This window comes from Limosilactobacillus ingluviei DSM 15946 (assembly GCF_001435775.1).
GTDB classification, from domain to species: Bacteria; Bacillota; Bacilli; order Lactobacillales; family Lactobacillaceae; genus Limosilactobacillus; species Limosilactobacillus ingluviei.
The window spans coordinates 1-21092 of record NZ_AZFK01000029.1; the positions used below are offsets into that span (position 1 = coordinate 1).

General features: G+C 52.5%; 23 protein-coding genes. 22 read left to right on the top strand and 1 reads right to left on the bottom strand.

Annotated features, from left to right (window positions below):
• Positions 1 to 86: 86 nt before the first annotated feature.
• Positions 87 to 206, bottom strand: coding sequence for a DUF4044 domain-containing protein (locus tag FC43_RS10760; protein ID WP_019205091.1), 120 nt, complete (start codon positions 204 to 206; stop codon positions 87 to 89).
• A 119-nt stretch (positions 207 to 325) separates the two neighbouring features.
• Here FC43_RS10760 and FC43_RS04395 point away from each other — a divergent pair, with 119 nt between their 5' ends.
• The 22 genes from FC43_RS04395 (at position 326) to FC43_RS04500 (ending at position 21036) form a co-directional block, all read left to right on the top strand.
• The gene (locus tag FC43_RS04395) at positions 326 to 667 is read left to right on the top strand and encodes a DUF3397 family protein (protein WP_056954372.1); all 342 of its coding nucleotides are present in this window, start codon (positions 326 to 328) and stop codon (positions 665 to 667) included.
• Positions 668 to 908: 241 nt separating this feature from the next.
• Entirely contained in the window at positions 909 to 1337 is a 429-nt protein-coding gene (gene mraZ, locus FC43_RS04400; RefSeq protein ID WP_056954374.1) for a division/cell wall cluster transcriptional repressor MraZ, read from the top strand.
• A 32-nt stretch (positions 1338 to 1369) separates the two neighbouring features.
• Positions 1370 to 2317 carry a 16S rRNA (cytosine(1402)-N(4))-methyltransferase RsmH gene (gene rsmH, locus FC43_RS04405; protein ID WP_056954376.1) on the top strand — a complete coding sequence of 316 codons (948 nt, stop codon included), beginning with the start codon at positions 1370 to 1372 and terminating at the stop codon, positions 2315 to 2317.
• Positions 2318 to 2336: 19 nt separating this feature from the next.
• Positions 2337 to 2702: a hypothetical protein gene (locus FC43_RS04410; protein ID WP_056954378.1), complete on the top strand. Its 366-nt coding sequence runs from the start codon at positions 2337 to 2339 to the stop codon at positions 2700 to 2702.
• Positions 2699 to 4864, top strand: coding sequence for a penicillin-binding transpeptidase domain-containing protein (locus tag FC43_RS04415; RefSeq protein WP_056954380.1), 2166 nt, complete (start codon positions 2699 to 2701; stop codon positions 4862 to 4864). The genes FC43_RS04410 and FC43_RS04415 overlap by 4 nt, the downstream gene beginning before the upstream one ends.
• A gap of 21 nt (positions 4865 to 4885) precedes the next feature.
• The gene (gene mraY / locus FC43_RS04420) at positions 4886 to 5851 is read left to right on the top strand and encodes a phospho-N-acetylmuramoyl-pentapeptide-transferase (protein WP_056954383.1); all 966 of its coding nucleotides are present in this window, start codon (positions 4886 to 4888) and stop codon (positions 5849 to 5851) included.
• A 9-nt stretch (positions 5852 to 5860) separates the two neighbouring features.
• Positions 5861 to 7249 carry a UDP-N-acetylmuramoyl-L-alanine--D-glutamate ligase gene (gene murD, locus FC43_RS04425; protein WP_268872345.1) on the top strand — a complete coding sequence of 463 codons (1389 nt, stop codon included), beginning with the start codon at positions 5861 to 5863 and terminating at the stop codon, positions 7247 to 7249.
• 2 nt (positions 7250 to 7251) lie between these two features.
• Entirely contained in the window at positions 7252 to 8349 is a 1098-nt protein-coding gene (murG, locus tag FC43_RS04430; RefSeq protein ID WP_019205100.1) for an undecaprenyldiphospho-muramoylpentapeptide beta-N-acetylglucosaminyltransferase, read from the top strand.
• Between the two features lie 30 nt (positions 8350 to 8379).
• The gene (locus tag FC43_RS04435; protein ID WP_056954396.1) at positions 8380 to 9228 is read left to right on the top strand and encodes a cell division protein FtsQ/DivIB; all 849 of its coding nucleotides are present in this window, start codon (positions 8380 to 8382) and stop codon (positions 9226 to 9228) included.
• Between the two features lie 174 nt (positions 9229 to 9402).
• On the top strand, positions 9403 to 10791 hold the full coding sequence (ftsA, locus tag FC43_RS04440) for a cell division protein FtsA (RefSeq protein WP_056954401.1): 1389 nt from the start codon (positions 9403 to 9405) through the stop codon (positions 10789 to 10791).
• A gap of 27 nt (positions 10792 to 10818) precedes the next feature.
• Positions 10819 to 12081, top strand: coding sequence for a cell division protein FtsZ (gene ftsZ / locus FC43_RS04445; protein WP_056954408.1), 1263 nt, complete (start codon positions 10819 to 10821; stop codon positions 12079 to 12081).
• Positions 12082 to 12100: 19 nt separating this feature from the next.
• Positions 12101 to 12526 (top strand): cell division protein SepF, encoded by a 426-nt coding sequence (locus tag FC43_RS04450; protein ID WP_019205104.1) that lies wholly within the window; start codon positions 12101 to 12103, stop codon positions 12524 to 12526.
• A 32-nt stretch (positions 12527 to 12558) separates the two neighbouring features.
• On the top strand, positions 12559 to 12831 hold the full coding sequence (locus FC43_RS04455; RefSeq protein ID WP_019205105.1) for a YggT family protein: 273 nt from the start codon (positions 12559 to 12561) through the stop codon (positions 12829 to 12831).
• A 39-nt stretch (positions 12832 to 12870) separates the two neighbouring features.
• Positions 12871 to 13653 carry a YlmH family RNA-binding protein gene (locus FC43_RS04460; RefSeq protein WP_056954415.1) on the top strand — a complete coding sequence of 261 codons (783 nt, stop codon included), beginning with the start codon at positions 12871 to 12873 and terminating at the stop codon, positions 13651 to 13653.
• A 16-nt stretch (positions 13654 to 13669) separates the two neighbouring features.
• Entirely contained in the window at positions 13670 to 14380 is a 711-nt protein-coding gene (locus FC43_RS04465) for a DivIVA domain-containing protein (protein WP_056954423.1), read from the top strand.
• A gap of 331 nt (positions 14381 to 14711) precedes the next feature.
• Positions 14712 to 17507 (top strand): isoleucine--tRNA ligase, encoded by a 2796-nt coding sequence (gene ileS / locus FC43_RS04470; protein ID WP_056954428.1) that lies wholly within the window; start codon positions 14712 to 14714, stop codon positions 17505 to 17507.
• 303 nt (positions 17508 to 17810) lie between these two features.
• Positions 17811 to 18029, top strand: a complete 219-nt coding sequence (locus tag FC43_RS04475; protein ID WP_019205109.1) for a cold-shock protein — start codon at positions 17811 to 17813, stop codon at positions 18027 to 18029.
• Complete coding sequence (locus tag FC43_RS04480; RefSeq protein WP_056954431.1) at positions 18019 to 18561, top strand: NUDIX hydrolase; 543 nt, start codon at positions 18019 to 18021, stop codon at positions 18559 to 18561. The genes FC43_RS04475 and FC43_RS04480 overlap by 11 nt, the downstream gene beginning before the upstream one ends.
• 3 nt (positions 18562 to 18564) lie before the next feature.
• Positions 18565 to 18801, top strand: coding sequence for a hypothetical protein (locus tag FC43_RS04485; protein WP_019205111.1), 237 nt, complete (start codon positions 18565 to 18567; stop codon positions 18799 to 18801).
• A 19-nt stretch (positions 18802 to 18820) separates the two neighbouring features.
• On the top strand, positions 18821 to 19531 hold the full coding sequence (locus FC43_RS04490; protein WP_056954435.1) for a 5'-methylthioadenosine/adenosylhomocysteine nucleosidase: 711 nt from the start codon (positions 18821 to 18823) through the stop codon (positions 19529 to 19531).
• Entirely contained in the window at positions 19531 to 20679 is a 1149-nt protein-coding gene (locus FC43_RS04495; protein WP_056954438.1) for a cysteine desulfurase family protein, read from the top strand. The genes FC43_RS04490 and FC43_RS04495 overlap by 1 nt, the downstream gene beginning before the upstream one ends.
• Positions 20680 to 20694: 15 nt before the next feature.
• Positions 20695 to 21036, top strand: a complete 342-nt coding sequence (locus FC43_RS04500) for a hypothetical protein (protein WP_019205114.1) — start codon at positions 20695 to 20697, stop codon at positions 21034 to 21036.
• Positions 21037 to 21092 lie beyond the last annotated feature (56 nt).

Below are 21092 nucleotides of genomic sequence, written 5' to 3' on the forward strand. Positions count from 1 at the left end.
CAGGTGAGATCGAATTTTACATAATTCGTTTCTCCACCTAAAAGGGAGCATATCAAAAGCAGGTGACTTTTTTGGTTTGCGCTGCATTAGATCAAGCCTAAGGCCCCAACGGCAGAAAAAAGCAGGGAACCCAACATGGCGATTAACATCAACCAAACGGCGATCATTGTAATTTTTTGAAAGCGCGTCTTCTTTTTCTTTTGCATATTCTCGATCCTTTACTGCCAAAAAATAATTCCTTCCTAGTGTAATCAATTTGGCGCGAAATTTCAAACTGAACAATGGCGTGGTACAATGAAGCGGCGAGAAAGGGTGGAAATGGATCGTGGAAATTAAGCAGTTACTATTGGAATTTCTGATCGGGGCGGCCTTTTGGGGCTTGGAATGGTTGGTCCAGCGGCTGTTTGGTCGCCCCAAGCAACACTCCCGGGCTGGCTGGGCTTTGCTCTTAATGGCCTTGACGGAAGCCAACCTGGGCTTTTATTGGTTTGCCTACCCGATGATTGGGTGGATGGTGCTCGGGATTGGGCTGGTGATTTTGCAGTTGACGGCCCGCCGGGAGTTCTTATACCAACGCTACTGGCCAGCCTTTTGGCGCTTGTCGTTTTTGTATGCCAGCGTAGTTTGGGCGGGCTCGTGTTTTTTGATGCAGTTGCCAACGCCGTAGTGGCTGGCCAATCGTTTGATCAGGCGGTGGCAAGGGGCGCTGAGTGGTGCTGGCTGGGCCAAAAAATGTTCCAAAATAATGAAGAAAGCAAAAATAATTTCGGCCGACAGCCGGCTTAAAGACGCGAAATTGGGTGACCGATATCGCGTTTTTTATTTTTTGGGGGAATTCAGGAAATTGCGTGGTGAGAAGTGGGGGATTGTGGTAGACTTGACTTGTGATCGCAAGGGAGGTGGCTGCTTTGTTTATGGGTGAGTTTAATCACACGATTGATACAAAGGGGCGCCTGATTATTCCCGCTAAATTCCGCCAGCAATTGGGGGAGCGGTTTGTCATTACCCGCGGTTTGGATCAGTGTTTGGCTGGTTGGCCGCTGAGCGAATGGGAAAAATTACAAGCCAAATTGCGGGCCTTGCCGATGACGAAGAAAAATGTCCGCCAGTTCGTCCGCTTTTTGTATGCGGCCGCGGTGGAATGTGAATTTGATAAACAAGGCCGGGTCAACCTGTCGGCAACCCTGTTGGATTATGCCCAATTAAAGCAAGCGTGCGTAGTCGTGGGGGTGGCCACCCACTTTGAAATTTGGGATACAGCCACCTGGCAAACCATCAATCAGCAGGCCGCGGCAGATTTTGCGGCGGTGGCTGAGGAATTGGATTTTGATTTTTAAGCACTTCGGGTAGCCAAAGGAGGATCTGGTTAATGGAATTTGCACACGTCACCGTTTTGTTGCACGAAGCGGTCGATGCCTTGGCGCTTCAGCCAACGGGGACTTATGCGGACGCAACCTTGGGTGGCGGGGGCCACAGTGGCTTGATTGCCAGTCAATTGCAGCCAGGGGGGCACTTATATTCATTTGACCAGGATCAAGTGGCGATTGATTACAACCAGGTTAATTTAAAAGCGCCGTTGGCGGCGGGGACCGTAACCTTGGTTAAAGCTAACTTCCGCCAGTTAAAGGCAGAATTGGCAGCCCGCGGCGTGACGGGCTTGGATGGGATTGTTTATGATTTGGGGGTTTCATCGCCCCAATTTGATGATGCCAAGCGGGGCTTTTCTTACCAACACGAGGCCCCCTTGGACATGCGGATGAACCAAGCCCAGGCCCTGTCAGCCAAGGAAGTCGTGAATGAATGGTCGTATGCCGATTTGGTGCGGATCTTGTATCGTTACGGGGAGGAATCCTTTGCCAAATCGATTGCCCGGGCGATTGAACGCCACCGGCAGCAAGCGCCGATTGAAACCACGACGGAATTAGCCGAGATTATCAAGGAAGGGATTCCCGCCAAGGCCCGTCGGCACGGTGGGCACCCGGCTAAAAAGAGCTTCCAAGCGATTCGCATCGCCGTCAATGATGAATTGGGGGCTTTAGAAAGCTCCTTGGAGCAAGCCCTCGACTTATTGAACGTCCACGGGCGCATCGCGGTGATTACCTTCCAATCCTTGGAAGATCGGTTAGTCAAGACGATGTTTAAAGAACGCACGTCGCTTCCGGAATTGCCCCCAGGTTTACCGGTGATTCCTGCGGCCAGCCAACCGGCTTATCGCTTGGTGAATAAGAAACCGATTTTGCCTTCGGCCGCGGAATTGGCGGCCAATCACCGCGCCCACAGTGCAAAACTCCGAATTATTGAACGCGTAAAGAAGTGAGAATAGGAAAGTGGTCTGAATGGATGAAAATACGGCACGTGAACTGAGACAGCAAACCCAGCCCACCCCCGCGGCGCAGCCAACCGCAACGGCGCAGCCAACGGTGGGGCGGGTTCCGTTTTCAAAATTTGAAATTCTCTTAGGGGTGGTCTGCACGGCGCTAGTGGCGTGGATGGTCGTTAGTTTAATCTCGGCCAAAATTGCGTTGAACAACCACCAGCACACTTTGCAACAGGTTCAAAACCAAATTGCCAAGGTTAACAGTTCAAATACCAGCATCCAGCAAGAAATTGCCGAGGCCACCAGTCAAGCGAACCTGCAAAAGGTTGCGAAGAAGTACGGTTTGACCGATGCCAATTCAAGTGTAAGGAACGTTAACCGATGAATGAACAACAGTCTCCGAAACGAACGGTAAAAGAGGAAAGTCACCGGAATCACCGGGCCTTTGGATTAGGCCTGTTTCTGATTACGCTTTTGATTTTTTCCTTGTTTATCGTTCGTTTTGGCTATATCGCAATTTTTAAGGATGTTAAAAACCATAACCTAAAAGCGGCTGCCCAACGGATGTATACCAATACGCAAATTATTACCGCTAAGCGGGGCACGATTTTTGACGCTAATGGTAATGCGATTGCCCAAGATACCAGCAAATATACCGTCGTGGCCGTCCTTAGTCACACGATGAAGGAACCGGATGGCAAGCCGCTCTATGTTAAGGATAAGGAGCACACGGCGCAGGTTTTGGCTAAGTATTTGAAGGCAAAGCCGCAGCAAATCAAAAAAACTTTAAATACCAAGGGCGCCTTTCAAGTCCAGTTTGGCCCGGCTGGTAGCAATCTGTCGGTAGCCACGATGGAAAAGATCAAGGCGGAAAAGTTGCCGGGGATTTCCTTTATTAAAACGCCGGCCCGTGAATATCCGGAAGGGCAGTTTGCCAGCCAATTGATCGGCTTGGCGGTCCCCAAGACCAATCACGGGACCACAAAATTAGTGGGCCAACTCGGGCTGGAAGCCACGAAAAACAAGCTATTAAGTGGGAAAAATGGGCTAAAAAAGTCGATTAATGACGTTTACGGGACCCAAATGGCGGACTCGACCAGCCTGGGCCGACCGGTCCAAAATGGGGCCAATATTACCACGACCTTAGATAACAGTCTGCAACACGACCTTGAAACCCTGGTCGGAAAAGTGTATGGCAGTGCCAAACCAGCAGGGTTAACCGCCGTGATCATGGAGGCCAAGACTGGTAAAATCCTGGCGGCAACGCAACGCCCCAATTACAAGTCAGATGCGCCGGCGTGGACCAATGCCTTGGTGCAAGATACCTATGAACCAGGGTCAACGATGAAGATGCTGACCCTGGCCGCGGCGATTGATTCGGGCCACTTTAATCCCAATGCCACGTATAACTCGGGGGTCTGGAATATTGGCGGCGGCCGGGTAACTGACTGGATAACGTCTGGTTGGGGCAGCATTTCTTACAAGGAAGCCTTTTATCGGTCCAGTAACGTCGGGTTTGCCCACATTGAACAAAATATGGGCTCTTCGACTTGGATGACCTACCTCAAGCGCTTTGGCATGCTCAAAAAGGTGGGGGTCTATGGCATGGGCGGTGAACAAGCCGGCTATACCAACTTCAAAGGAACCTTGGAGCAGACCAACACCGCCTTTGGGCAGGGGATTACGGTCAACGTGATGGAAATGGTGCAGGCCTTTTCGGCGATTGCCAATCACGGGAAAATGGTCAAACCGTATTGGATTCAAAAGGTGGTTGATCCGAAATCGGGCAAAGTTCTCAAGCGCGTCAAACCCCAAACGGTCGGCCACCCCATCAAGGCCAGCACTGCCAAGCAAGTGCTTAAGTACATGCAAGGGGTGATTTATAACAAGGTCGGGACCGGGGGTGCCTACAAAGTTGATGGGTACCGGATTGCCGGGAAGACCGGGACGGCCCAAATTGGGGGTGCCAGTGGATATGAAACGGGGTCGACGGCCTACATCTATTCCTTTGCTGGGTTTGCCCCCGCTAAGGATCCCAAGTACATCATTTACATCACCATGAAAAAACCCACCAAGGTCAATGGTTCGGCCGAGCAGACGATTGCTTCGATCACCACGCCGTTGATTAAGGACTTGCTGGAGAAAGAAAAGCTGAAGACCGCCAAAGAACAAGGCCTGGTGAAGTTGCCGAACTTGGTCGGGATGACCACGGCGGCGGCCCAAAAAGGGATGACCAATAAAGGCCTGATTCCGGTCGTCTTAGGTAGCGGTGAAAAGGTCCAGGCCCAATCGCTGGCCGCGGGCAACCAGGTAACCTTGCATAACCGGGTCTTCTTATTGACCGGGGGGCAAGTTAAGATGCCGGACTTGACGGGCTGGTCGCAAGCTGACGTCAGCCGCTTGGCCCAGGTGTTGGGTTTGAAGTTGGAAAGCAGCGGCGGGGGCTTTGTCAATAAACAAAATCTCAAGAAGGACAGTGTCGTCAAGCCCGGGCAAACCTTACGGGTCACCTACCAGGACCGGGGCAGTGTGACGGCGAAAAAATAACACCAAAAAGAGGAGGAGATTATGATTTTTAATATCTTGTTATGGGGTGGCGTGGGCTTCGCCCTGTCATTTCTAATTACCTTTTTGTTGATGCCACGATTGATTGCCTACTTCCGGGCAAAAAAAGAGGGGCAACAGATTCGCGAAGAAGGGCCAACCTGGCACCAAGTTAAGGCAGGCACGCCGACAATGGGGGGCCTGTTATTCTTGATCAGTACGGTGATTGGGACGTTGGTGGCCGGTTTTGCCACGAACCTGCTGAACAACACCCTGTGGGCCTTGCTCTTTACCTTGGTGGTCTTTGGCCTGATTGGGATGTGGGACGACAGCATCAAGATTTTTAACCACCAAAACGAAGGCTTTAAACCCTGGCAAAAGTTCTTAGCCCAAGTGATCGCGGCAATGATTTTTACCGTCATTTACCAGCACGAAGGCTTCCAAATGGGCTTTGGCAATATGAATCTCGGCTGGTTATATGGTCTGTTTATCATTTTCTGGATGGTCGGGTTTTCCAATGCCGTTAACTTAACGGACGGGTTGGATGGCCTGGTTGATGGCCTGGCCACCGTGTCGTTTGCGGCCTACCTGGTGATTGCGTTAGTGCAAGGGCAAGGGGAAGTCGCCTTGTTCTGTTTGGCAATGATTGGGGGCTTAGTGGGCTTCTTTAAGTACAATCACAAGCCCGCCAAGATTTTCATGGGGGACATGGGGTCCTTAGCCCTCGGGGGCGCTTTGGCCGCGGTGGCCTTGTTGCTGCACCACGAGTGGTCCTTGTTGTTAATTGGGATCGTCTATGTGATTGAAACGGCCAGCGTGATCCTGCAGGTGGCGTCCTTTAAGACGACGGGAAAGCGGATTTTTAAAATGACGCCGATTCACCACTCCTTTGAAATGGATGGGTGGAGTGAATGGAAGATCGACGGGGTCTTTTGGGCCTGCCAATTATTAATCAGTGCCATTACGGTCGCAGTCATCTGCTTTATTTAAGAAAGGTTTATGAAGGAAACAGCAATGAAAAACATCAGTAAGTATCAAGGAAAAAAAGTCCTGGTAATTGGGTTTGGGATCAGTGGGATCAACGCGGCCAAGTTGTTGGTTAAACTCGGCGCTACGGTCGTGGCCAACGACCAAAAGGTGCCGACTGACCCAAGCATCGAAGCCGATTTACAAGCTGCGGGGATTGAAACGCTAACCGGGTCTAACCCCTTGAGTTTAGCCGACGCGGGCTTTGATTACGTGGTCAAGAACCCGGGGATTCCCTATGATGTTCCGTTAGTGGCCAAGTTTGTAGCCCAGGGGACCCCGATTATTACCGAAGCGGAATTGGCCGCCGAAATTTTCGCGGGCAACCTAGTCGCGGTTACGGGAAGCAATGGGAAGACTACGACGACAACCTTGATTCAAAAGATGTTGGCCGCTGGTTTGCCCCACCGGGTGGAATACGCGGGCAACATTGGGGTCTCTTTCTCCAAGGTGGCCCAAGAATTGACCGCCAGCGACACGATTGTGACGGAGCTCTCCAGCTTCCAACTGTTGGGGGCACCAACGTTGAAGCCCCACGTGGCGGTGATCACGAATATTTTTGCCAACCACCTCGATTACCACAAGACGCGCCAAAATTACGTTAACGCGAAGTTAAATATTACCCGTCATCAGACCAAGGAAGATTACCTGGTTATTAATTGGGACCGGGAAGAATGGCAACAATTGGCCCGGCGGACGGACGCGACGGTGGTCCCGTTTTCCCGGGAGATGAAATCGAAGGCTGGTGCCTACGTGGAAAATGGCAACTTCTGTTGGCGCGGTGAAGTGATCATGCCGGTGGCCAAGCTGCGGTTGATCGGGCCGCAAAACGTGGAGAATGCCTTAGCCGCCATTGCCGCAGCGAAGCTCAGCGGGGTCGCCAACGAGGCAATTATTGAGGTTTTGACGACCTTTGCGGGGGTGCGGCACCGTTTGCAGTTCGTGACGGAATACCAAGGCCGCCTCTTCTACAACGATTCCAAGTCCACCGATATTGAAGCAACGGAGGTAGCCTTGCAAGGTTTTAGTCAACCGGTGATTCTCTTGGCGGGGGGCTTGGACCGGGGCTACACGTTTGAACGATTGGTGCCATACTTTAAGGCCCACGTGAAGCACCTGATTGTCTTTGGGGAATGTGAAGACAAGATGGCTGCAGCCGGAATGGCGGCCGGGGTGCCGGTGACCCACGCCGCGGATGCAGTGGCAGCCGTCCCGGTGGCCTGGCAATTAAGTGCGCCTGGTGACGTGATCTTATTGTCCCCGGCCAATGCCAGCTGGGACCAATTCCCGAGTTTTGAAGTCCGGGGCGATAAGTTTATCGCTGCGGTCGAAGCATTACAAACCGAACCAAAGGAGGGTTAAGCATGCGATTAATGGTTTCTGGCGGGGGGACCGGGGGACACATCTATCCCGCCCTGGCTTTAATTGAACGCTTAAAGGAACTCGATCCGACAACGGAAGTCCTCTACGTTGGGACGACCCGGGGCTTGGAAAACCGGATTGTTCCTGCGGCGGGACTAAAATTGGTGACCTTGCGGACCCAAGGCTTTAAGCGGTCTTTATCCCTTGAAAACTTTAAGACGGTTTATTTGTTCTTAAAGTCGGTTCATGAAGCCAAAAAGTTGATCAAAGACTTTAAGCCGGATGTAGTGCTAGGGACGGGGGGCTACGTCAGCGGGGCCGTGCTGTATGCGGCGGCCAAGCTGCATGTCCCAACGGTGATCCACGAACAAAACAGTGTTGTGGGGGTCACCAATAAGTTTTTAAGCCGCTACGTCAATGAGATTGCCATTGCCTTTGAAGCAGCGCGGGACCAATTTCCGGCGGACAAGGTCACCTTGGTCGGCAACCCGCGGGCCCAACAAGTGGCCGCCCAGCACCAATCAGATTTTCGCTGGTCGTCGATTGGCTTGCAAGATGACGTGCCGACTTTAATGGTCTTTGGGGGCAGCCAAGGGGCGCCAAAGATCAACCAAAGCGTCGTTGAAGCGATTCCGACCTTTAACCAACGGCCCTACCAGGTCCTGTTTGCGACCGGCCAAAAGCGCTATGACGCGGTCCAAAAGGCGTTGGCGGATGTGAAAGTAGGTGCGAACGTGAAGGTTGTGCCATACATTGAGGACATGCCAAAGAAGTTGCCAAAAGTGGCGACCTTGGTTTCCCGGGCGGGCGCAACCACGATTGCTGAGATTACCGCCATTGGGGTGCCGACGGTGATGATTCCCAGTCCGTACGTCACGGCCAACCACCAGGTGAAAAACGCCCAAGCCTTGGTTGACCAGGGAGCCGCGCGGATGATTGTTGAAGACGAATTATCGGGCGCAACCTTATTAGCGGCGGTGGATGATTTGATGACCGATCAGGCCTTGCGCGCTAAAATGGCAGCGCAATCCAAGGCGATTGGCCACCCGGATGCGGCGGACGCCCTGATTAAAGTCTTAAAAAAGGCCCAACAAGACTAGTTTTTTGTTTCCATGAAAGGGGGGACCCCAATGGCCACGGATTATCAAAATAATGACCAACACCGGCGTTACAATGAACGCTTGGCCCGGTTGGAAGAGCGGAGTGTAATTGCCTTACAGCAGGGGAAGAAAACCCGCCGCCCGCGGTTGAAAAAACGCTTGCCTCAAATCAAGCAGTTTCGGCTGCGCAGTAATCTGCGGCGCATTTTAAGCATTGTGGTTCCCTTTGGCTTGATTTTGTTGTTTATGCTTTATATCGTCTCACCCTTGGCCCGGATCAAGACGGTGACGGTAACGGGGAATCACCATCTAACCGCGCGCCAGGTGCAAGCGGCCACGCAAGTGCGGCCGGGGCGCTTTATTTGGGCGACGTTGGCGATGAAACCAGCTCGCTTGACCCAGATTCAACACCGGAATTCCCAATTAAAGCAGGTCAAAATTATCTTGACGGGACCGCAAAGCGTCGAAATTGCGGTCAAGGAATATGATGTGATTGGCTTGGTCAATGCCGGCAAACGCCCGCAGCTTTTGTTAAGCAACGGCAAGTTCCGGCCGGTCACGGGCCAGGTGGATCAATTTGTGGCTTATGCGGGCTTTAACGATCATTACCCGATGCTAAAGACGACGGCCAAACGGATTGGTAAATTAGCCCCGGCCGTGCGCAACGGGATTTCGGAAGTCACTTATTCGCCGACGACCTTGGATAAACAACGCCTGAAGTTACTGATGAATGATGGCAATACCGTCTTTGTCAAGGCCAGTGAAATTGATGAAAAGATGAGTTATTATCCGTCAATTGTGGCCAACACCGATGGCAACCGGGTAATTAATCTGGAATTTGGCGCGTATTCTTATGAATACAGTTCAAAAGATAAGTAAAATGACAGGGTTTTCACGCCGGACGCGTGGTCTTCCTGAGAAAAGGTGGTTAAATCGCGGTGAAATCCCGATTGAACCACCTTTTCTCGCATAATCTGTGGTAAAATTTAAGCATAAATACCATTAGAAAATAATAATAAAATTAATATTCAGTATTAGGAGGGTTCCGGAGAGATGAATAACTCACAAATCTATGTTGGTTTAGATATTGGAACCGCCTCGATCAAAGTATTGGTGTGTGAAAACGTCAAGGGAAAACTAGAAGTGGTTGGGGTTGGCTCTCATCCGACTGGCGGCCTCAGCCATGGGGCAATTGTCGACATTGATAAGACGGCGCAAGCCATTAAGGCGGCGGTTGAACAAGCCAAGGCCAAGTCAGGCGTCGATATTCAAATGGTGACGGTAGGGTTACCAGCCAACTACTTAAAGCAAAATGAAGTCCACGGGATGATTACGGTTGCCGATCAAGGGCAACCCCGTGAAATCAGCGACCGCGACGTCTTGGCGGTCACTCAATCGACTTTGTCGCAGGCGTTGCCGCCGGAGCGTGAAGTGATTGATTTGGTGGCCAAGGATTTTGCGGTTGATCAATTCCGGGGAATTCAAGACCCCCGTGGAATGGCCGGGGTGCGGTTAGAATTGTGGGCCACGCTGTATTCTGGTTCGAAGACAATTGTGCACAACACTAAGAAAGCGGTCGCTGCCGCGGGGCTCAAGCTACAAGACTTGGTGGTGGGTCCAATGGCCACCGGCTTCAACCTCCTGTCTGATGGTGAACAAGACTTCGGGACCTTGTTAATGGACTTTGGGGCGGGCCAGACGACGACCAGCATTATCCATGATCACCAGTTAAAATTTGCCTTCGTTGATCCAGAGGGAGGCAAGTACGTGACCAAGGATATCTCAACGGTCCTCAATACCTCGCAAAAGAATGCGGAACGGCTGAAGCTTGATCATGGCTATGCTTTGGCCAGTGTGGTTGAAGATGACGTTCAATTAGCTGTCGATGTGGTTGGCAAAAGCCAGCCAGTCAATTACACTGAAAAGTATCTGGCCGAAATTATTGAAGCGCGTTTGCGGCAAATCTTCCGGCGGGCCAAGGATCGCTTGGATGCGATCGGGGCACCAGAATTACCAGGGGGCTTGGTCCTCTTGGGCGGTGGCGCTGCGATGCCAGGTTTGCGCGAATTGGCCAGTGAATACTTCCCTGGCAATATTCGCGTGGTGGTCCCAGAACAAATGGGGATTCGCCATCCGGGGTACGCGACGGCCCTTTCGTTGACGATGTACGAAGCCAGCTTGAGCGATGTAGCGCGGCTGATTAAGCAAACGCTGCATGATGACGCTCTGATTGAAAGTCCCAGTCAGCGGACAGTTAATCAACCAGTGGCTCCGCAGCCCGCACCGGCTAAAAAGAGTAAGCCCTTGAGCTTCCGCCGGCCAGCGGCCCCAGCGGCAAAGCCAGCGACCCCGCCATCTGAAGAAGCACCCGCACCGGCACCGACGAAAAAAGCCAGTGCCAAAAATGGGCTGCGCAGCTTCTTCAGCAACTTTTTTGATTAATAAACCACATACGGAGGAACACTTTTTATGGATAACGTAACCAGCACTGACCAAATGGAACTAAAAGGCGCCAGCATCAAAGTCATTGGGGTTGGTGGCGGTGGGGGCAACGCCGTCAACCAAATGATCAATGAAAAGGTCAAGGGGGTTGACTTTATTGTTGCCAACACTGATCTGCAAGCCTTAGATGGTTCCGCGGCGCAAACGAAGATTCAACTGGGGCCTAAATTGACCCGGGGGCTGGGGGCCGGCTCTAACCCTGAAGTTGGTTCGAAGGCCGCACAAGAAAGCGAATCCCAAATTTCAAAGGTCCTGGAAGGGGCCGACATGGTCTTTGTTACCGCCGGAATGGGCGGGGGCACTGGGACGGGGGCGGCTCCCGTCATTGCCAAGATTGCTAAAGATTCCGGGGCCTTAACGGTGGGGGTCGTGACGCGGCCCTTCTCCTTTGAAGGGAGTCGCCGGGCCCAGTTGGCTGAAGAAGGGTTGGAACGCTTGAAGAAGAGCGTCGATACCTTGATCGTGGTGGCCAACAACCGGCTGTTGGAAATGATTGATAAGAAGACGCCGATGATGGAAGCCTTTAAGGAAGCTGATGATGTGCTGCGCCAAGGGGTGGAAGGGATCTCAGATTTGATCACCAACCCGGGGTACATCAACTTGGACTTTGCCGACATTCGGCACACGATGACCAACCAAGGTTCTGCTTTGATGGGGATTGGTTCGTCGACCGGCGAAAATCGGGCCAGCGAAGCAACGAAGAAGGCGATTTCTTCGCCGCTGTTGGAAGTGTCAATCGACGGGGCCGAACACGTCTTGGTCAACGTTACTGGGGGCAAGAACTTATCAATGTTTGAAGCCCAAGAAGCTTCCAGCGTCATTCGCCAAGCGGCCAACACCAATGTGGACATTACCTTCGGGATGGCCTTGGATGACAACCTGGGCGATGAAGTGCGGGTCACGGTCATTGCCACCGGGATTGACAAGAAGAAGCAAGAACAACGGCGGGCGGCCCAAGAACAATCGCAAACGCCTGCGGCAGAAGAAACTAGTGAACCGGCGCCAACCGCTGGCACTAGGGCCCCAAGTGAACAAGCGGCGCCAGTCAAGGAAGATCCGTTTAGTGGTTGGGATGATGATTTAGGTACGGAATTGACCAACCGCCAAACGGATAACTTCAATAACGTGGAAAAACCGGACTTTAGTGTTCAAAACGATAATTTGAGCAACGTCGATGACGGGGGCGAAGATTTATCAACGCCGGCCTTCTTTAAGAACCGGCGCAAGTAATTGACAAGGGGGTAAGCAAATGGCCGGTAAATTTTTGAGTAATTTCTTTGGCATCAGTGACGAACCGACTGCTACGGAGTACTACGCCGAAAAGAGTCCAGCCACCCCGGTCAAACCAGTGGTCCAACCCAGTAATCATAAGGTGGTTTCGATTCAGCAGGGCTTGAATCGGGAACCCGGCCGGATTGCGTTGTTCGAACCACGGATTTACAGCGACGTCAGAGAAATTGGCAAGCAATTGTTGAATGGGCAAGCGGTGATTGTCAACTTTACCCAAGAAGATCAAAAGACCGCGCTGAAGACGATTGATTTCTTAAACGGGGTTGTGTTTGCCATTGACGGGAAGATGAAACGGATTGGGGAGCAAATTTTCTTGTGCACCCCGAAGAATTATGAGGTCAGTGGCCGCACGATTGATGGGCACCGGGATACCCCGGACCTGTAAGCAGTGGCCCGGACGGCTTGAGGGGGAATAGTGTGATTAGTTTTTTAGTAATGGTGGTCGGCTCCCTGTTGGACCTGTACACCATGGCGATTGTGGTTTGGTGTATTTTAACTTGGTTCCCAGGGGCGTTGAATTCCACGTTTGGCCAGTGGCTGACTAAACTGGTAGAACCTTATTTAGGCTTCTTTGAGCGCTTGATTCCATCGATTGGTGGGGTTAGCTTTGCGCCCGTAGTGGCCGTCTTGGTCCTTTGGTTGGCTCAATCGGGACTGCGGTTCTTAGGCCAGTTGCTGGTGGCAATGTAAGCTTGGTCCCCAAGCGCCGCGTGGGTGAAGGAGAGAAAAATGGCACGTGATTTTCGACAGCACTTCCGGGCGGAAGAAGGGGCGTTTATTGATCAGGTTCAGGATTGGCTCCAGCAGGCCAGTGGCGAATACCGGCCGGTGCTAACGGATTTTGCTAATCCCCGCCAGGTCTACATTGCCCAAACCTTGGTGAACCAAGTTGATGACGTAAAATTAGCGCACTGGGGTGGGTATCCCCGGGCGGAAATGCAACGCTTGTTGTTTTATCCGGCTTACTTTGAACCGACGGCCGCTGATTTTAACCTGGCCTTGTTGGCGCTAGCTTATCCGGTGAAGTTTATGGAACTTCATCATCGGCAAGTCATGGGGACTTTAATTGGTGAAGGCTTAGAGCGAACGGCCTTTGGCGACATTTTATGTCAGGAGCAGCGCTTTCAAGTGGTGGTCAAGCAAGAACTGGCGCCCTTTATTCGCCAGGAAATTACCCACGTGGGTAAGGCGCGGGTTAAGTTTGTCCCTGTTGATTTTGCGGTCGTGTTAACGCCGGATGTGGATTGGGAACCATTGCAGACCACGGTAGCGTCCTTACGCTTGGATGCCGTCGTGGCCGCGGGCTTTAATTATTCGCGGAACCGGGCCAAGCAAACGATTGAAAAGGGCTTGGTGCGGGTCAACTGGGAAACGATTGATCGCCCGGACTATGAGTTAGACGAATATGATTTACTTTCGGTTCGCCACGCTGGGCGGCTGCGCTTGCAAGCGGTTGGTAATCGGAACCGCAAGGATAAATTGCGCGTGGAAATGGCGATCGTGAAAGCATGATTTGGAGGAATTTGAAATGACGTTAACGGCGGATGAAATTGCAAACAAGAAATTTGACACCAAGATGCGGGGGTTCAACCCGAATGAAGTTAACGACTTTTTGAAGCAAATGGCTGCTACGGTAGCGGATTTGACCGAAAAGAATCGTGAACTGAGTGAACAAGTCAAGGCCAACGAAGAAAAGCTCAAGTACTTCACGGACTTGAAGGATTCTTTAAACAAGTCGATTTTGGTTGCCCAAGAAGCGGCTGATAAGGTGAAGAGCAACGCGAAAAAAGAAGCCGAAATTGTCGTTCGGGAAGCCCAAAAGCAAGCGACCGATATTGTTTCGGAGGCCAACGACAAGGCCAATGCGGTGATTGAAAACGCGGCCAGTCAAACGCGCAAGTTGACGACGGAAACCAATGACTTGAAGAAGCAAACCCGGATTTTCCGCCAACGCTTGCAAGTCATGTTGGAATCCCAATTAGAAGTCGTTAAGAGCAAGGATTGGGACGAGCTGCTGGCCAATGACGATTTAAGTCAATATGATGAAATTGAAAAGATCTTGGGCTCAAGGGTTGACAAGGTTTCAAATGAGAGTGTAGAATCAACGGCAACTGATCAACCAGCAGTCAGCGCGGCAACGCCCACGCCACAAGCAACGGCCGCGGCGAGTGAAGCACCGGCCCCAGAGGGCGAAACGGTCGTTATCTTCCCGGAAGCAACGGAGAAGTCGGCTGACTAATGGTAAAGGCTCCAAAGCAATGACGAGGACGGGCAAACGGCAACGGATGACAGCGAACCGGTGGATGGTGCAAGGCCGGTGATCCAGCTTGTTTGTAAATCACCTCGAGTGTGTCGCTGATCCGTAGGCGATGCCGGTTCATGACCGTTAGCAAATGACTGAGTTTAGGGGGCAACCCCTAGAGAACCAGGGTGGTACCACGAAGACACTTCGTCCCTTTTGTTGGACGCAGTGTCTTTTTTATTTCGGTTGGGCCAGGGGCCGTGATTGGCAAAACATAGCAATTTCTAAGTCCGATCGGCTTGGAAAAATTAATTAGGGGGAAAGCAAGATGCGCGTTAAGGACACCTTAAACTTGGGGAAAACCAAGTTCCCGATGCGGGGCCGCTTGCCGGAAACGGAAGGCAAGCGCGAACAGCTGTGGGAAGAAAATAAAGTATATCAACTGCGGCAAAAGTTAAACGAAGGGAAGCCAACCTTTGTACTGCACGATGGCCCACCATACGCCAACGGGAACATCCACGTTGGCCACGCCATGAACAAGATTTCCAAGGACTTTATCGTCCGTTACAAGTCAATGAGTGGCTACCGGGCGCCATACGTCCCCGGTTGGGATACGCACGGGCTGCCAATTGAACACCAATTGACCAAGGCCGGTCACGACCGTAAGAAGATGTCAACGGCGGAATTCCGCAACCTGTGTCGGGACTTTGCCTTAGAACAAGTGCAAAAGCAAATGGCCGGCTTTAAGCGCCTGGGGGTCAGCGGGGACTGGGAACACCCTTATTTGACTCTGCACAAGGAATTTGAAGCGGCCCAAATCAAAGTCTTTGGTGCCTTTGCCAAGAAGGGCTTGTTATACCAAGCTAAGAAGCCCGTTTACTGGTCCTGGTCTTCCGAATCGGCTCTGGCCGAAGCGGAAGTCGAATACCACGATGTTGTAGCCAAGACGGCCTTCTTTGTGGAACAAGTCAAAGATGGTAAGGACCTCTTGGATGACAATACTTACATGGTGGTTTGGACGACGACGCCATGGACGATTCCCGCCTCAGAAGCCGTCGCGGTGAACGCGGATTACGAATACGTCGTGGTCAAGCCAGCCAATGATGACCGGAAGTTTGTCGTGGCCGGCAGTCTGCTGGCTAGTCTAACGGAAAAGTTAGGCTGGGAAGACGTCGAAACCCTACAAGTCGTTAAGGGACAAGCGTTAGAAGGGATGACGACCAAGCACCCATACTTGGACCGCGAGCTGTTGGTTGGGTTAGGTGATTACGTTACCGATGATACCGGGACGGGGTTAGTTCACACCGCGCCTGGTTACGGGGACGATGACTACCGCTTCGGGAAGCAATACGACTTACCGATCTTTGCCCCAATCGACGACCAAGGGAAGCTGACGGCCGAAGCGGGCGAGGGCTTTGAAGGGGTCTTCTACCAAGACGCGGATGATATTTCCCTGGCCAAGTTGGCGGAAAATAATGCGCTCTTGTTGCAAGAACCGCTTAAGCACTCCTACCCATTTGACTGGCGGACTAAGCAACCAATCATTTTCCGGGCGACTGACCAATGGTTTGTTTCCATTGACAAGATGCGTGATGAAATTCTCGCGGCAGTTGACGAAGTGGAATACAAGCCAGAATGGGGGAAGGTCCGCCTCTACAACATGCTCCGCGACCGGGGCGATTGGGTGATCTCCCGGCAACGCGTCTGGGGGGTTCCTTTGCCAATCTTCTACGCGGAAGACGGTACGCCAATCATGACCGAAGAAACGATCAACCACGTTTCCGATCTCTTCCGGGAATACGGGTCCAACGTCTGGTTTGAACGGGAAGCCAAGGACTTGCTGCCGGACGGCTTTACCAGTGAACACTCACCAAATGGCGTCTTTACCAAGGAAACCGACATCATGGACGTTTGGTTTGACTCGGGTTCCTCCCACCAAGGGGTCCTGGCTGAACGCGACAACCTGACTTACCCGGCTGATCTGTACTTGGAAGGTTCTGACCAGTACCGGGGTTGGTTTAACTCCAGTTTGATCACCAGCGTGGTGGTCTCGGGTCACGCCCCGTACAAGCAGATCTTGTCGCAAGGTTTCACCTTGGATAAGAAGGGCAACAAGATGTCCAAGTCCCTGGGGAACGTGATTGATCCGGCCAAGGTGGTCAGTGACATGGGGGCCGAAATCATCCGGCTCTGGGTCATGTCCGCAGACACTTCCGCTGACGTGCGGGTTTCGATGGGGACCTTCCAACAAATTTCGGAAGCCTACCGGAAGTTGCGGAACACCTTCCGTTTCTTGTTGGCCAACACGGCTGACTTTGCGCCAGCCCAAGATACGGTTTCCTTTGAAAAGCGGCTCGAAGTTGACCGTTACATGACGGTGAAGTTCAACCACTTCTTAGCGGCCATGCGCCATGACTTTGACCAATACGACTTCTTGAATGCTTACAAGCGCTTGATTAACTTTGTTAACAACGATTTGTCGGCCTTCTACATGAACGTGGCCAAGGACGTGCTCTACATCGAACCAGCCAAGTCCTTAGCTCGGAAGTCGATGCAAACGGTCTTCTATGAAATTCTGACGACCTTAGTCAAGTTGTTGACGCCGATTTTGCCACACACGACCGAAGAAGTTTGGGAATACATGGATGAACCAGAAGCCTTTGTTCAATTGACGGAGATTCCAGAACCGCAAAGTTTTGCGGATGAGACCGCCTTACTGAGCCGGTGGGAAGCTTTCATGGAATTACGTTCGCATGTCTTAAAGGCTTTGGAAGAAGCCCGGAATGCCAAGCTGATTGGGAAGTCTTTGGAAGCCAGTGTCGTTTACTACCTGACGCCAAGCCAGTTAGAACTGGTCAACAGCTTGGATGCGGATGCCGCCTTGCTGTTTGGGGTTTCGAAGTTAACTTTAGCTGCCGCCGATGAAGCGCCAGCTGAATTGGAACGCTTCAGTGACCAAAGCGCCGTGGCTGTAGCCGCTGCGCCAGGTGAAGTCTGTGATCGGTGCCGGATGACCAGGGAAGACGTCGGCAGCGACGAAGCTTACCCAACCCTGTGTGCCCGTTGTGCTCACGTTGTGCGGGAAAACTTCCCGGCAACGGTAACGGAAGGTTTGGAAAAGTAGTCATTCCGGCGCTGAGGGCGCGAATGTTGTAAAATAAGAGGCTGGGAGAAAACTATGTTTTCTCCCAGCCTCTGTTGGTTTTTCGAATATTACACAGATCACGTGGGAAATAACCGCAAGCCTAGTGGATAAGTATGAACGAAGAACGACGCGTACCGCGCCAACCTTCGTCCTAGCTTATCCATCCGGCTTGCCGAGAAGGTTATTTCCCACTCCCTTATTTGCATTGAGGGGGCAGATTTGAAAAGCCCGGCCGAAAATGGTATTTTGGAAAAATAAGTTAATGAAAACGGAGGGAACAGCGTGGAAGGAACAGTAACAAGATTTGATCGGGCCAAGGGCTGGGGCTTTATTGAAGTCCCAGACGAAGGCGAAGTGTTTGTCCACACCCAAGCCATTGAACCCGCCAGCCGGGGCTTGATGCAACCGGGCCGGGTGGTTGAACTGGTCTTGGTCGCTGGCCGGCGGGGCTGGCAAGCGGCTCACGTGCAAGTAAAGGCGGTGCGCGGAAATGAAATTTGAAGAAACCCTGTTGAGTCGTCAACCCGTGTTTGACGGGCGGCTGATTCAAGTCGAAGTCCAACAAGTTAAAACCCCCAATGGCCGCCAGGCCCGCCGCGAAGTGGTCCACCATGCCCCGGCCGTGGCGTTGCTGATGATTGATGAGGCCGACCGGGTGATTTTAATGAAGCAATGGCGGGCGCCCATTCAAAAGTTGACCTATGAAATTCCGGCCGGGAAAGTCGACGCGCGCGATGGGGGGGATCCCCGCCTGGCCGCGATCCGGGAAATGAATGAAGAAACCCGCTTGCAAGCGGCCCGCCTGGAAAAAATCAATGGCGCCTATACCTCAATTGGCTTTTGTGATGAATATATGACGACGTACTTGGCGACGGGGCTGAGTCCAGTCGCGGATCAATTGCCCCAGGATGCGGATGAAGAATTGGCCATGGTCAAGCTTGATCGGCCAACGGCCCTGACGATGATCGAGCGCGGTGAAATTGAGGATCAAAAAACAATTAGTGCAATTTACTATTGGCTCGCCCGGGGGTAAAGTATGCCAGAAGAACCATTAACCCGCAAAGAATACCGGCGCCGCCAGGCCCAAGCCGCCCAGGCTGCACCGTCGACTCCCTCCCCGCGTGATCTGAGTCGCGAAGCCCACTTGCAGCAAACCAAGCAGGCCTTGGAAGCCGAGCGGACAACGCGCTTAAAGCACCGGTTAAACTGGGCGATCGGGGGCTTGAGTGTGGCGATCGTAATTGTCTATTTGATCTTATTCTTTGTTGGATAAGCAAAACGGAGGAAAGAACATGAAATTCGGAATTATTTGTGCCATGCCAGAGGAAATCAAAACGCTGATCGCCCAACTGGTCGATGAAAAAGTGACAACGTTAGGCGATAAGCACTACCACCAGGGAAAATTAAGCGACCAGGCCGTGATTCTGGTGGAATCTGGCATCGGCAAGGTGGAAGCGGCCTTGACGGCGGAACATTTGATTGTCGACTTTGGGGCCGATGTCGTGATCAACTCTGGCTCCGCGGGGGGAATTGGCGCTGGCTTAAAGGTCGGCGACGTGGTAATTTCCACGGCCACGGCCTACCACGATGTTGATGTGACGGCCTTTGGCTACCAGTATGGGCAATTGCCCGCTGGTCAACCCGCGGTCTATGCAGCTTCTAAGAAGTGGGGGGCGGCCTTGGCCCAAGCGGGCGCGGCTACGGGGTTGACCATTAAGCAGGGCTTGATCGTAACTGGTGATCAGTTTGTGGCCAGCCAGGCCCAAATTGCCAAGATCAAGGCCCACTTCCCGGATGCGTTGTCCGCTGAAATGGAAGGCGCCGCGGTGGGCCAGGTAGCCTTTGATCACCAGGTCCCATACGTGGTGGTCCGGGCAATGTCGGACACCGGGGACGAACAGGCCAGCGGCTCCTTTGACGAATTTATTTTAGAAGCTGGGCGGCGTTCGGCCGCGATGCTGTTGCACTTATTTGCAGCCATGAAAGAAGGTAAGTTGGATTAATGGCGGAAATTTATCTTGATAATGCGGCGACGACGCCGATGACCCAGCCGGTGATTGACACCTTGGTCGAAAATCTGCACCAATCCTGGGGGAATGCCTCAACGGGCTATGGCTACGGCCGGCAGGCCAAGCAGGTCTTAGAAGACGCCCGGCACGTAATTGCGCAGAGCATTCACGCCTTGGATGATGAGATTGTCTTCACTAGTGGGGGCACGGAAAGCGATAATACGGCGATTATTCAAACCGCCTTGACCCGCCAGCATTTGGGCAAGCACATTATCACGACCGCGATTGAACATGAAGCGGTCCTCAAGCCGATGAAGTACTTGGAAGCCCAAGGGTTTCGGGTCACTTACCTGCCGGTCGATGCAGCCGGTCAGATCTCCTTGGCCGACTTTGAAGCCGCTTTGGATGACGAAACGATTCTGGTCTCGATTATGATGGGTAACAATGAAGTCGGCAGTCGGTTGCCGATTGCCGAAATTGGGGCCTGCTTGGCTGATCACCAGGCCTGGCTCCATACTGATGCGGTGCAAGCCTATGGGCTATTAGACATTGATGTCCACCGCGATCACATTGACCTTTTGTCGACTTCGGCCCATAAACTCAATGGCCCCAAGATGCTGGGCTTCTTGTACCGGCGGCGCGGGATCAACTTCCCGAGCTACTTAAAGGGGGGCGACCAGGAGACCAAACGCCGAGCCGGCACGGAAGACGTGCCAGCGATTGCGGCCTTTGCCAAGGCGGTCGCCCTGGATACCCCGGCGGAAAAAGCCGCCCGTCAGGCGCGCTACTATGATTTTAAGCAGCAGATCATCGCGGGCTTGACCGCGGCGGGGATTGACTTTGAAATCAACGGCAGTGTGGCGCCAGATAACCTCAATCACGTGCTGAACCTGTGGTTAAAGGGCGTTTCGACTTATATTATGCAGACCAACCTTGATTTGGCTGGGATTGCGGTGTCGGGGGGCTCGGCTTGCACGGCCGGCAGCCTGGAACCTTCGCACGTCTTAACGGCGATGTACGGGGCGGATTCACCGCGAATCAGTGAATCGATCCGGGTCAGCTTCGGGGCTTTAAATACCGCGGCCGAGATCGAGCAGTTTGTCGCGACCGTGGTGAAGATCATTCGCCGGATCAAAGGATAAATTGGGGGAAGATTGATGGAATACCAAGCACAAATCAAGTTGGCTGGCGATGCCGATACCTACCGGATCAGCCCGCAAATCAAGCCGTACACGCTGTTAGACCTGGGCTTTGAAAAATCCAAGCGGGGCAATTACAAGTACAGTGGTTCTTTGGATCGCACCAATCCCTTTCAGCCGGCAGCCCGGTTGATCATTACCGTAGCCGGTGATTTAAGCGGCTTTAAGATGGAGACGGTGAATGCGACGGGATTCAATAAGGTCAACATCTTTACCCACGCCCGCCAGGCGGAATTTACCCTCCAATACCACTTCATCTTGGATGAAATGGTAACGCGGGGGATTTTCGAAAAGATTTAAGCTGCCCATGAGCAAGAATAAGGGCTTTGCCATGACCTTTGGGCCAATCTTTGGTA

Excerpts from the sequence above, each read along its gene's own strand:
- FC43_RS10760 (WP_019205091.1), bottom strand. The coding sequence starts at position 206 with ATGCAAAAGAAAAAGAAGACGCGCTTTCAAAAAATTACAATGATCGCC.
- rsmH (WP_056954376.1), top strand. The coding sequence starts at position 1,370 with ATGGAATTTGCACACGTCACCGTTTTGTTGCACGAAGCGGTCGATGCC.
- FC43_RS04410 (WP_056954378.1), top strand. The coding sequence starts at position 2,337 with ATGGATGAAAATACGGCACGTGAACTGAGACAGCAAACCCAGCCCACC.
- FC43_RS04415 (WP_056954380.1), top strand. The coding sequence starts at position 2,699 with ATGAATGAACAACAGTCTCCGAAACGAACGGTAAAAGAGGAAAGTCAC.
- mraY (WP_056954383.1), top strand. The coding sequence starts at position 4,886 with ATGATTTTTAATATCTTGTTATGGGGTGGCGTGGGCTTCGCCCTGTCA.
- murD (WP_268872345.1), top strand. The coding sequence starts at position 5,861 with ATGAAGGAAACAGCAATGAAAAACATCAGTAAGTATCAAGGAAAAAAA.
- murG (WP_019205100.1), top strand. The coding sequence starts at position 7,252 with ATGCGATTAATGGTTTCTGGCGGGGGGACCGGGGGACACATCTATCCC.
- FC43_RS04435 (WP_056954396.1), top strand. The coding sequence starts at position 8,380 with ATGGCCACGGATTATCAAAATAATGACCAACACCGGCGTTACAATGAA.
- ftsA (WP_056954401.1), top strand. The coding sequence starts at position 9,403 with ATGAATAACTCACAAATCTATGTTGGTTTAGATATTGGAACCGCCTCG.
- ftsZ (WP_056954408.1), top strand. The coding sequence starts at position 10,819 with ATGGATAACGTAACCAGCACTGACCAAATGGAACTAAAAGGCGCCAGC.
- FC43_RS04450 (WP_019205104.1), top strand. The coding sequence starts at position 12,101 with ATGGCCGGTAAATTTTTGAGTAATTTCTTTGGCATCAGTGACGAACCG.
- FC43_RS04460 (WP_056954415.1), top strand. The coding sequence starts at position 12,871 with ATGGCACGTGATTTTCGACAGCACTTCCGGGCGGAAGAAGGGGCGTTT.
- FC43_RS04465 (WP_056954423.1), top strand. The coding sequence starts at position 13,670 with ATGACGTTAACGGCGGATGAAATTGCAAACAAGAAATTTGACACCAAG.
- ileS (WP_056954428.1), top strand. The coding sequence starts at position 14,712 with ATGCGCGTTAAGGACACCTTAAACTTGGGGAAAACCAAGTTCCCGATG.
- FC43_RS04480 (WP_056954431.1), top strand. The coding sequence starts at position 18,019 with ATGAAATTTGAAGAAACCCTGTTGAGTCGTCAACCCGTGTTTGACGGG.
- FC43_RS04485 (WP_019205111.1), top strand. The coding sequence starts at position 18,565 with ATGCCAGAAGAACCATTAACCCGCAAAGAATACCGGCGCCGCCAGGCC.
- FC43_RS04490 (WP_056954435.1), top strand. The coding sequence starts at position 18,821 with ATGAAATTCGGAATTATTTGTGCCATGCCAGAGGAAATCAAAACGCTG.
- FC43_RS04495 (WP_056954438.1), top strand. The coding sequence starts at position 19,531 with ATGGCGGAAATTTATCTTGATAATGCGGCGACGACGCCGATGACCCAG.
- FC43_RS04500 (WP_019205114.1), top strand. The coding sequence starts at position 20,695 with ATGGAATACCAAGCACAAATCAAGTTGGCTGGCGATGCCGATACCTAC.